The 11,121-nt window shown below is 42.1% G+C and carries 11 protein-coding genes; 2 read left to right on the top strand and 9 right to left on the bottom strand.

Annotated features, from left to right (window positions below; all coding sequences use genetic code 11):
- Positions 1-128: 128 nt before the first annotated feature.
- On the top strand, positions 129-1,643 hold the full coding sequence (locus HMPREF0083_RS06880; protein ID WP_021620449.1) for a long-chain-fatty-acid--CoA ligase: 1,515 nt from the start codon (positions 129-131) through the stop codon (positions 1,641-1,643).
- On the opposite strand, the gene HMPREF0083_RS06875 is transcribed toward HMPREF0083_RS06880, so the two are convergent.
- The gene (locus HMPREF0083_RS06875; RefSeq protein WP_040301785.1) at positions 1,640-2,407 is read right to left on the bottom strand and encodes a hypothetical protein; all 768 of its coding nucleotides are present in this window, start codon (positions 2,405-2,407) and stop codon (positions 1,640-1,642) included. The two genes, HMPREF0083_RS06880 and HMPREF0083_RS06875, sit on opposite strands and share 4 nt — an antisense overlap.
- A 177-nt stretch (positions 2,408-2,584) precedes the next feature.
- Between HMPREF0083_RS06875 and HMPREF0083_RS06870 the strand changes: the two genes are divergently transcribed.
- Entirely contained in the window at positions 2,585-3,049 is a 465-nt protein-coding gene (locus HMPREF0083_RS06870; RefSeq protein ID WP_040301783.1) for a PCYCGC motif-containing (lipo)protein, read from the top strand.
- Positions 3,050-3,178: 129 nt separating this feature from the next.
- Here HMPREF0083_RS06870 and HMPREF0083_RS06865 read toward each other — a convergent pair whose 3' ends face one another.
- The 8 genes from HMPREF0083_RS06865 to HMPREF0083_RS26225 form a co-directional block, all read right to left on the bottom strand.
- The gene (locus HMPREF0083_RS06865) at positions 3,179-3,490 is read right to left on the bottom strand and encodes a 4a-hydroxytetrahydrobiopterin dehydratase (protein WP_021620445.1); all 312 of its coding nucleotides are present in this window, start codon (positions 3,488-3,490) and stop codon (positions 3,179-3,181) included.
- Positions 3,491-3,539: 49 nt separating this feature from the next.
- Entirely contained in the window at positions 3,540-4,472 is a 933-nt protein-coding gene (locus HMPREF0083_RS06860; RefSeq protein ID WP_021620444.1) for a sensor histidine kinase, read from the bottom strand.
- A gap of 9 nt (positions 4,473-4,481) precedes the next feature.
- Complete coding sequence (locus HMPREF0083_RS06855; protein ID WP_021620443.1) at positions 4,482-4,901, bottom strand: response regulator; 420 nt, start codon at positions 4,899-4,901, stop codon at positions 4,482-4,484.
- 32 nt (positions 4,902-4,933) lie between these two features.
- Entirely contained in the window at positions 4,934-6,865 is a 1,932-nt protein-coding gene (locus tag HMPREF0083_RS26230; RefSeq protein WP_021620442.1) for a sensor histidine kinase, read from the bottom strand.
- A 19-nt stretch (positions 6,866-6,884) separates the two neighbouring features.
- The gene (locus tag HMPREF0083_RS06845) at positions 6,885-7,883 is read right to left on the bottom strand and encodes a BMP family ABC transporter substrate-binding protein (protein ID WP_021620441.1); all 999 of its coding nucleotides are present in this window, start codon (positions 7,881-7,883) and stop codon (positions 6,885-6,887) included.
- Between the two features lie 106 nt (positions 7,884-7,989).
- Positions 7,990-8,526 (bottom strand): sigma-54-dependent transcriptional regulator, encoded by a 537-nt coding sequence (locus HMPREF0083_RS06840; protein ID WP_040301780.1) that lies wholly within the window; start codon positions 8,524-8,526, stop codon positions 7,990-7,992.
- A 107-nt stretch (positions 8,527-8,633) separates the two neighbouring features.
- Positions 8,634-10,061, bottom strand: coding sequence for an NAD(P)/FAD-dependent oxidoreductase (locus HMPREF0083_RS06835; protein WP_040301778.1), 1,428 nt, complete (start codon positions 10,059-10,061; stop codon positions 8,634-8,636).
- A 119-nt stretch (positions 10,062-10,180) separates the two neighbouring features.
- The gene (locus tag HMPREF0083_RS26225; protein ID WP_021620438.1) at positions 10,181-10,813 is read right to left on the bottom strand and encodes a TetR/AcrR family transcriptional regulator; all 633 of its coding nucleotides are present in this window, start codon (positions 10,811-10,813) and stop codon (positions 10,181-10,183) included.
- Positions 10,814-11,121 lie beyond the last annotated feature (308 nt).

The raw sequence follows: 11,121 nt of genomic DNA, 5'->3' as shown, positions 1-11,121 counted from the left end.
CTGGATCATACTGGATAATCAACACCCTTGATTTTACACATTTTTTGTTCAACTGTATACTTATATGAATCGCATCCCTTACAATAATAATATGGAATAAGGGGCTAAACACCAAAGGAGGAATACACTTGGTATTGGAAGAAATTAATGGATTGCACTTCGGCAATTTTTATTTAACACATTCGCAGCCAACCGATACGGCTTTGCTCTATCACGACGTAACCATTACATATGGTGAACTTGATAAGACGATCCGACAGTATGCTACATATCTGCAACAGAACGGCATTAAAGCAGGAGACGTAGTAGCATTGAGCTGCTATAATACACCGGAATTCATTTATGTTTATTTTGCTGTTGCCCGGCTGGGCGCTATTATTGTTCCACTAAACTTAACACTCACAATGGAAGAGATTACATATATTATTCGCAACGCGGATACGAAAGCAATGTTTGTCCATGAAAATATTCTTGCTAAACTTCATGTATCCCCGGAGCAGTTACAGGCCACTCTTGGATTACAGAGCGTGTTCGTAATCAATCCGGATACGGCCGCTGCTATTGCTGAATTGGAGATAGGCGAGATGATAGAAGTAAACCCGCGCACAATCTCTACACTTCTCTACACATCAGGCACAACCGGAAAACCAAAAGGCGCAATGCTCAGCCACGAAAATTTAATGGCTAATGCTGCTTCCTGCAATCGCTTGCTCAAATTAAATGCAGATGATGTATTCATGTGTGTGCTACCGATGTTTCATACATTTGGCTTCACTACATCTGTTCTGCTTCCGCTGTATGCAGGAGCTGCGATTGATATTCATGAGGCCTTTCAGCCGAAAGAAATTATGCACTCACTCGTTCAAAACCGTGTAACGGTATTTTGCGGAGTCCCGGCTATGTATGTGGTCTTGGCACAAGCCTTACGCTCAGGCAAAGCGGAATTCCCCGATCTGCGGCTAGCTGTCTGCGGCGGTTCGCCAATGCCTGTAGAAGTGCTGAATCTCTTCAATCAACAGTATAATATTCCTTTGGTGGAAGGATACGGCCTGACAGAAGCCTCTCCTGTCGTTAGCCTAAATCCCCTGGATGGAGAGAAAAAACCAGGCTCGATTGGCAAACCGCTACCTGATGTGGAGGTGCGTATTATTGATGAGAAAGGAAACGAATTACCTGCAGGCGAAGATGGGGAAATTATTGTAAAAGGCCCAAATGTTATGCAAGGTTATTATGGCATGCCGGAGGCAACAAAAGAAACCATTGTCGATGGCTGGCTGCATACGGGCGATATTGCCCATATGGACAATGAAGGGTATATTTTTATCGTAGACCGTAAGAAAGACATCATCATCACACGTGGATTGAACGTATATCCACGTGAAATCGAAGAAGCATTGTACCGACATCCAAGTGTACTCGAGGCAGCCGTTATCGGTGTCCCCGATCCGGTAAAAGGAGAAGTCGTCAAAGCTTTCGTCGTACCCAAAGAAGGGCAAACGCTTGACCGCCGTTCTGTTCTCGATTTTCTCAAGCCGAATCTGGCCAATTATAAAATGCCACGCTTCGTCGAGATTATGGAATCCCTGCCAAAAAATGCAGCTGGGAAAATATTAAAAAAGGAATTACGCAATCTCTCCCACTAACCGATTGCATGAATAATAAACAGCAGTAAAATCACGACGGCAAGAATAGAAAACGAATTGCTTCTGGTCGGCGCCCCGGGCTTATACAGGCTTGCATGCAAAAAAAACAGGACAAGAAAGACGAACAGCCAGGCGCCGCCCAATAGATGACGATCCCAGGATGGTATCAGGCGAAGCATTATCCCACCATGTAAAGCAGCAACCGCTATCGCTAACTGGGAAAGGAATGACAGACTATGGGTACCCGCATGTCCGAGCTGACGAAATGCCGTCCGTCCTCGCCTTCCCAGCACGGAAAATATAAGATAGGGGATAACGCTAACAACAACAGCTACATAACCTACACCCTGTCCGATTCCATACCATATGCTCTTTTTATTTGCTTCGCCGCCTGCTTGCACTGCTGGCGGCGTTTTTTCTTCCGGCAATTGCTTTTCCGTCGTTGTTACTGTTTGATTTCCCTGGGGAGACTCTGTCACAGGTATTTCTGGTGTTCCCTGTGCAGGCCCTTCACCCGAAGCTTGGGAATGCTGCGCCTGTTCCCCTGCTTCCCGCACCGTTTGCTGCCCTTGTGCTCCTTCTATTTTTACGGGTGCCTTATTCCCTGTATCCGTCTCCGATGGCTGTTCCCCCACCTTCTGTGTCTGCCCTTCGGATTCGGCATTGTAATTCGGCACAGGGTCCATCACCAGCAGAAAAAGTAAAATGCTAAAAACTACAATGCCAATCAGCAGAATAAACCAGATAATATTACGGACCCACACCCTTTCTTCAGCTCCTTCAGACCGCTCGTACATTCATTAGTTGTATATATGCGCGACTGAAAGAAATATACGTATCATCCGCATTCAATCGGCAATAAATCGTAACAAATTCATGTTACAAAAACAAAAAATGTCTTTATAATATATGTTGGATGATAAAAAAGGGGGATTTTTACATTGTATAAAAGATTGATTTTTACTATTTTGTTGCTCCTTCTATCCCTTTTTTCCGCTGCTTGCAGTTCAACTGCCGCCAAGCAAGAGAACCTTCCCAATGGTGATACGCTTGAAACTACGGCAAGTATTAATAATATTCCACAAATGCTAACCAAAACGGATGCTGGCATTGTAAAGGTATACAAACTTGCTCTGCAGCACCAAGATACATTAAAACAAATTCCTGTATACGATGGCAGCCAATACACAAGTATTCTGCAAGCATTTCTGTATAAAATCAATTCGGACGGCAGTATTGTGTGGAATTCCCACGGCAGCACGAGCGGCAAGGCAATCGCGGTTGCTACCGATGTTATTACAATGAGCGAGGCTGGTAAGCCTATAGCGGAAATTCAACAAACGATAGAAAAAAAACATGGCGGAGAATATGGGGCTGATTCACCGAAACGCAATTATAAACCATAGAGTGAACCTTCACGCAGCGGGGATTTTACTGCCTGGCAAAGCGGGATAAAAAACGCAGAGATGCAAACAAGCATCTCTGCGTTTTTTATATTTGTGGTATGAAACGATGATGTCATACAAATAGCCTGGCTATATGGCTTTCGGTTGAGCAAGAGGAATTTGATTTATTTTTTGTGCCAGCGCAAAATCCTTTCCGGTCAGACCGCTCTCTTCCTTTGTTGTCAAACGCAAGACAACCTTATTATACCGGATGTCGATCTCAGGATGATGGTGTGCATCTTCAGCGAATTTACCAACCTGGTTCACAAATGTAAGTGCTTCGCTAAAATTCCTGAATATTACCTTCCGTTGGATATACGTATCATCTTCAAGCGTCCATCCAGGAATTTTAGACAGGTTAAGTTCAATTTGCTCTTTCGATAATTTTGCCATTTTCATCATCCTTTCTTCCTCTTCCAATTTTCTTACCCATTACCACTTTATGCAAAACCTAGACGTTTTTTTCCCTAGGCAAGGAAACAATAAATAGCGAGCCCTTACCCGGCTCACTTCGAACCTGAATGCTTCCATTGTGGCTTTGTACTAAGCTCTTCGTAATGGCAAGACCCAATCCGAAGCCCTCGTACTTTTTATTGTAAGAGGAGTCGGCCTGTTTGAAAGGCTGATAAATATGTTTAATCTCATCTTCAGGAATGCCGACACCATCATCCTCTACTTCAAAGCAGCACATATCTCCTTGCATATATGTACGCACGGTAATATGACCGTTAAAAGGGGTATATTTAATTGCATTCTGTAATAAATTTACTGCTATTTGTTTTATTTTCCCGCGATCTGCCAACAGCCAAAGCGGCGTACTTCCATAGTTCACCTGAACGTTGTGTCCCTTTTTCTGAACATTGGTCGCCAACTCTTCCACTGTTTCACTTATAACTTCTTCAAGCGTAAACAGGGACAGTCTCAGTTCCAGTTTCCCGGACTCAATACGCGAAAAGTCTATCAAATCATTAATCAAACTCAATAAATCCTCCGACTTGCGATGCACTGTCTGGACAAACTTCAAATTGGTTTCATCTTCCTCTTTGCTGAGACGTTCCTCCAAAAGTTCTGAATAGCCCATAATGACAGTAAGCGGTGTACGCAATTCATGAGAAACATTGGCCAAGAATTCCGTTTTCATCCGATCCAGCTCTGAAAGCTTACGATTGTTCTCTTCAAGAATTTTATTCTGCCTGGACATTTTGCTAGTGAATATCCAGAGAAGAGCAAGAAGCACCAAAATGGTACACACGCTTAACGTTAATTCTTTATGACATCCTTCGTCCGGCATGATAACCAATTTGTAAATAAACCACCCGACCTGAAGCAAGATAAAAACGAGAAGAAACGGGACACAAAACTCCAATGAATATTTCCGCTTCACCGCTCTCCCCTATTCTTCCATACGAGGAGCAGAAACGGAAGAATTCTCACTTTGTTCTCCCCGCCCTATATAATTTTCGATTTTCTGCAAAAAGTCACGAATGCGGACCGGCTTCGTAATGTACCCAATACATCCGGCTTCAAGCGCGGATTTGATATCCGATTTCATCGCCAAAGCCGATAAGGCAACAATCGGAATTTTGGTTAACTCAGGAATAGATTTAATCGTCCGGGTAACAGCCAGTCCGTCCATGCCAGGCATATGAATATCCATCAAAATTAAATCTGGACGAAATGTTTCCAGCATTTCTAACGCTTTCAATCCGCTTTCGGCTACAAATATTTCATATTCTGATTTCAATTGTAGAATTTCAATGAATAGCTCACGATTTGAAGGGTTGTCTTCCACAAGTAAAATGCGATATCCCATCTTGCGTTCCCCTTTACTTATTCAATAGCCAACTACGTAGTCTTTGAGAAAATAGTAGGTACATCGTCTGAAGAAGGAGAAATATATTCCGCTACCCTCATTACCTGTCCTCGTTCCACAAAACGCAAGGGACCCTTGATATAAGAAAAAATCTTCCCTTGCGTATGTTCACTTAGCCTCTCTAGTATATCCACGTATCCAGCTTGAAATGATTGTACCGCAACCAAAATGTCATATTCAGGATGCTTCTGAGCGATTTCTATAGCTTCTCGCTTTGATTCTATCATAAAAGCTAAAAAAGGTCGGTTCCCTTTTTGTATTTTTTCGGAAAAATCCTGAAAAGAATCTAAAAAATCGACTGTATAAAGCACCAAAAGAGGATCTTTTTTATACGTTTGTTCACACACATGAGAAGTAACCACCTCTTTCATAGCAGAAGGAAGGTAGAAGGAAAAAATACTTCCCTTTCCCAGCTTACTCTCCACCCCAATGGTTCCTCCGTGCAATTCAATAAGCTGTCTGGACAGGGCAAGCCCCAAACCAGTTCCTTCATATTTACGATCCAGCCTGCCATCATTCTGATAAAACGGATCGAAAACCGCCTCCCATTTCTCTGTTTCAATGCCAATGCCTTCATCGGCGACACGGACAATTACCGTATGCTCGCTCTGTTCAATCATGACACGCACTACACTATGCGAATGGCTGAATTTGATGGCATTGCCGATTAAATTCAGCAGAATCTGACGTATTCTTGTTTTATCAGCCACCACCTGCAAAATCGGATGCTTTGTTTCGATTACAAGTGAGATGTTCTGCTTCTCAGCTTTGGCCTCCATCATAACGAGTGTGTTACGAACCAATTCCACCATATCGAATCGACTCATTTCCAGTTCATATTTTCCGGCTTCAATTTTGCTTAAATCAAGAATATCATTTATCATCGTCAGCAAATGCTCTCCCGCTTTTATGATGTTACGGGTGAAATTCTTTTGTACAGGAGAAAGTTTCTCCTCCGCATCTTCATGCAGCAACTCCGCAAAACCAATAATTCCAGTTAAAGGTGTACGGACTTCATGTGACATGTTAGCAAGAAATTCCGACTTTAGACGCGTAGATTCTCTGGCACGATGCGACTCTTCCCGCAGACGCGCATTCGCCTGCTTAAGTTCTTCGACCAAATTGGCAATGCTTTGACTCATCCGGTTGAACGCTTTGCTTAGCTCTCCCCACTCATCCTGCCTTTTCATCGCCACCTGAGTGGTAAAGTCCCCCTTCGTCATCCGGCGAACACCATCAAGCAATGAGAAAATCGGGTTCGTAATGCTATGGGATATATAATATGAAAAAAGAAGAGCCAATAGCAGCGTTCCGCCCATGACAATATAGCCTGCTTGCACTGACGACCAGGCATTATTTAGCACCTTCTTATTATCGCTGCTAATTTCATGGATTTTTTGCTGCGAAAGCTCTTCCGCTTCATTCATTAACTCAATAGCCAGCGGCTGTGCCCGGGAATTTAGCGTAGCAAGCGCATCTTTTGGGTTGTTGCGTTGATAGACAGGAATGACCTCATTGCTCAGAATTCCTTCCCAATCTTCGCTATGAATAATGAATTGTTCAATTCCTTCCTTTTCGTGCGGCAAGGCATTTTTCTTCAACTGATCCTCAATGTTTTTGGCCCGCTTGCTCGCTTCTATGAATTTCTTATGTAACTCCTCGTCTCCTGTAGTAACATACAGCATAACATAATTAATTCGTTCCATAATCGTGCTTTTGATTTGCAACTGCGTGGTTAAATTGGGCACAGAATGATTAATAATTTTATCATTATCACGTGCTACCTGAAACATTTGATGATTCAGTACGAACATGCCGCTTCCCGCAAGTAGAACAAGCGTCAGAAATACGCTAAAGAACTTTAGTCTAATCGGTAAGTTACTCCACTTTTTCAATGCTCTCATTTTATTTGCTCCGTATTCTTCACTGGCATCCTAAATATGGGGGCTGTACTGGTAAAAAAAATGCACCTTTTTTATACTCATCTAGCTTTTGTTTAATTTTGTTTTGTATCGGGTTCGGAACCATAGAACCAAAAGGCGCTAAATCCTGGCCTCCGTTCTTGAAATCGAAAAGCAGGCAGCCTTCCGGCAATGATCCATCCTTGTATTGTTTAGCAATTTGGAGATAAACGTTTGTTACATCTTGTACCGTGCTCGTAATAATCGTTCCTCTAGACACGAACGATTGATCAGAAATATAGCCTACTGCCCACCGTTTTGCATGATGCGCCTCCATGATGACATCAATATTGAATCCATCCCCCATTGGCACAAGAACATCAGCATTTTGCTCCACCATGCTTTTAGCAATTTTAACGGCTGCCGCGCCATCATTCCAACTGTTTACCTCCTGCACGATAACCTGATTTCTCTGGTCCTGTTCCTTAACGGCCTGAATAAACGGTTCGATTTCTTTCATGGAATGGTAAGCAGGAATCAGGCCAACTTTGTGCGTTTTTGTCATCAGTCCTGCTACCATACCCGAAAAGTATCCGATTGACTCGGGCGTAAAATTAACTGCTGATACATTAGGGATATTCGACTTCCCGTTAAAAAAAACAAAATGCGTCTTCGGATATATAGGTGCGATACGGTTAAAAATCGATTCAAAGCTTCGTCCATTGCCAAAAATCAAATCATATCCTTCTTCCGCAAGCTTCTTCGTCTCTGTGATTTGTATTTGATCTGTGTTTATATCTTGCTTATAAACAATTTGTGCATGCAACTCTCGTTCAATTTGCTGCAGCCCTCTAAACGCCTGGTTATCCCAGCCTTGATCATCTTTTTTTCCTTCTAATAACAGCGCCACTTTGAATGGAGGCTTTTTAAGTGATACGTTTTTTTTATTTTCTATTAATGAATATAATAAACAGCCAACCAATAACAGCAATGCTACAAGGAGAGGTATTTTCTTCAGCATAAACACATCCCTTTTCTACGGCTATATTACCATTGTATACATTTTGAGTTAAAGCTCTGAAGTGCAAAAATTGCAGAAAAAAAATCCAGATTTATGAATCTGGATTTTAGGGAGTGTAAATATTGTATTGTTTGATTTTATAGTATAAGGTACGCAATGAAATGTCGAGTTTTTCTGCGGCGAGGCGTCGGTTTCCCTCCACTTCATTCAACACTTTTTCGATATGCCTGCGCTCCACTTCTTCGAGCGTTGGCAATTGTTCCGGTACACTCCTAATAAAATCAATCGCACTCTGCACAGTATCTCGCAGATGCGGAAGCTTAAAAGGCTTACATATATAATCAAGCGCCCCCAGCTTCATGGCCTGAACAGCGGTCTCAATAGTAGCATAAGCAGTAACCATGATTACCTGGCATTCTTCATCTATTTCTTTCATCCTGCTTAGCACTTCAATGCCACTCATCTCCGGCAATTGAATATCAAGCAGTACAAGTTCAGGATGATGTTGCTCATATAAATGTAGTGCTTCCTGCCCCGAATGAGCGGTCACAATTTCCATATGCTCTGATTGGATCGCCGTCGCCATTAAAAAACAAATATCTGTATCGTCATCAACAATTAAGACGCTCGGCTTGCCTTTCATCCCTTCTCCTCCCATCTTCTCTTCATTCATTATATATCATACATATCAATGAAAATACAGGGAATATAGGATAGAAAAGAGCTCTGGTCATATGGTTTTATTTTCGTTTAAATTCTAGTTAAGATGTCCCTTGCAATATGCACGCCACAAGCTCCCGCTTGTGCCAATCCGCGTGTGATGCCCGCACCGTCACCACCTGCATACAAACCACGAATCTCCGTTTCAAAATTCTCATTCAGATATGGGCGTGCCGAATAAAACTTCGCTTCTACGCCATAAAATAATGTATGATCGCTGGCAAGCCCCGGTGTTACATAATCAAGCGCTTCCACCATTTCGATTAAGCTTTTCATTGTATTATAAGGCAGAACAAGCCCCAAGTCCCCCGGTACAGCCTCTTTAAGTGTCGGTTCGAGGAAGCCTTCTTTCAGACGCTTCTCCGTCGTTCTGCGCCCGCGTTTAATATCACCATAACGCTGTACGATAACAGAACCGTTAGATAAATCGTTGGCATGACGGCAGATTTCTTTAGCATATTCGTTCGGTTTATCAAACGGTTCTGTAAACACATGAGATACAAGAAGTGCGAAATTCGTATTCGGTGATCCCAGTTTTTCATCCTTGTATGCATGTCCATTCGCAGCCATAACCCCGCTGTGGTTTTCAACGACCACATGTCCACTCGGATTAGAACAGAAGCTTCGGATTACCTGATCAGTGGATGAACGGTAGAGAAATTTCCCCTCATATAAATGATGGTTAATCTCTTCCATGACAACATTGGTTGTTTCTACACGCACTCCGATATCAACCTGATTATTCAGCAGACGCAGTCCCTGGCGCTTCAAAATATTACCGAACCATTCCGAACCATCACGTCCCGGAACAATAACGACCTGATCTGCCATATACGTTTCACCAGATTTGCATTCGATTCCTCGAATATGCATACCTTCTTCTGTTTTTTCAGTAAGGATATCGGACACTTCACTTTTGAACTTCATCGTAATTTTGCTTTCAAGCTCACGATAGATGCTTTGCAAAATCTCAAGGTTCTGCTCTGTACCAAGATGACGCACATTTGCACGCAACAACTTCAGTCCCACACCCGCAGCTTTCCGTTCGATCTCTCGCACTTCAGCTGTTGTTGGATCAGTAATATTCAATGTAGCTCCATGCTCTAGATTAATCTCATCCACATAACGAATCAAATCGAGCACCTGGGACGGGGGAAGATAATCCGTCATCCAGCCACCGAATTCAGTTGTAATGTTGAATTTACCGTCAGAATAAGCACCGGCTCCACCAAATCCGTTCGTAATCGAACAGGCAGGCAGACAACCGCTGAATTCCTTTCGGCCTGCAGGCGGTGGACACTTTTTAATTTTTTTCTCTAAAATCGGACACCGACGTTTAAAAATATCGTGACCTTTATCTATTAACAAAACATCTAAAGCAGGATTTTTTCTTGTCAGCTCATATGCTGTGAAAATACCGGCAGGACCGGCTCCTACAATAATAATGTCATACTTCATCAGACGAAAGCCCCCCTGGATGTACAAACTAATTTTGAGACCTTCCTGATTATACACTTTGCTATGTAAAGAATCAACGAAAACACGAATATTTTTTCATCCACTGTACATTTCGTTCGTTATTTAGCATACGAATATTCGGGAATAATCGTTCCGGCAACAAATAAGTCAACCCAACCATCTACAAGTTCATTTTCTGACATAGAAGACATTTGGGAATTTTCTTCTCCGTGCAGAATCAATGCATAAATGCGGGCGAACAAAATGCTGTACAGGCCGGCTGCAACAGCATGGCTATTCACGTCCTGCCGAATCTGACGCATAGTCTTGTAATAATCAAAAAATTCAGCAAGCTTATGAATAACATTTTTTGTAAACGTATCCACATACCTACGGCACTCTTCCATTTTCTCTGCTTCATTAAGCAACAGCTTAATTAACGGCAATTCCTTTCTAAAAGCGGAAATAAACGCGCGTACGATAGCACGCAAATCATGTTCGAAATCATCCGTGATACCCTGGACAATATATTCACTAATTTCAGATAACAACGCATGACGCTGAAACATTTCCGTAAACAATTTTTCCTTGCTTTCAAAATGGCGGTATACAGTCAAGTCATTCACTCCAGCCAGCCGTGCAATCTCACGGATCGTTGAAGCTTGGAATCCTTTCTGCGAAAAAATTTCTACAGCCGAATGAAGAATTTTTTCTCTGGTTCTTTTTACTCTTGGGGAATATTTCTTTTCCATGCATATTCTCCTTTACTCTATCATTCTCTATCTGTTGTAGGATCTAATCTAATAGGCAAAAAAACCTACAATACCAGTATCCACCATTTTTCATCATGAAACAAGTTACAATTTAAAAAAACAAAAGAAAAAAATGAAATTTACCTTCTTCTGATGATTGAAAAAATTACATATCGCTTCTTACTTTACAACGACATCTACTTTCTTATCAAAATAAAAAAGCTTCAATCCCTTACAGGATTGAATCTTGTAGTTGTTTTGGATATGCAAATAATCGGGAAGACAGGATTTGAACCTGCGACCTCCTC

The sequence above is a fragment of the Aneurinibacillus aneurinilyticus ATCC 12856 genome, from assembly GCF_000466385.1.
Taxonomy (GTDB): Bacteria; Bacillota; Bacilli; order Aneurinibacillales; family Aneurinibacillaceae; genus Aneurinibacillus; species Aneurinibacillus aneurinilyticus.
Note: the sequence above shows the minus strand (reverse complement) of the source record. Positions and strands in the feature narration are given on the sequence as shown.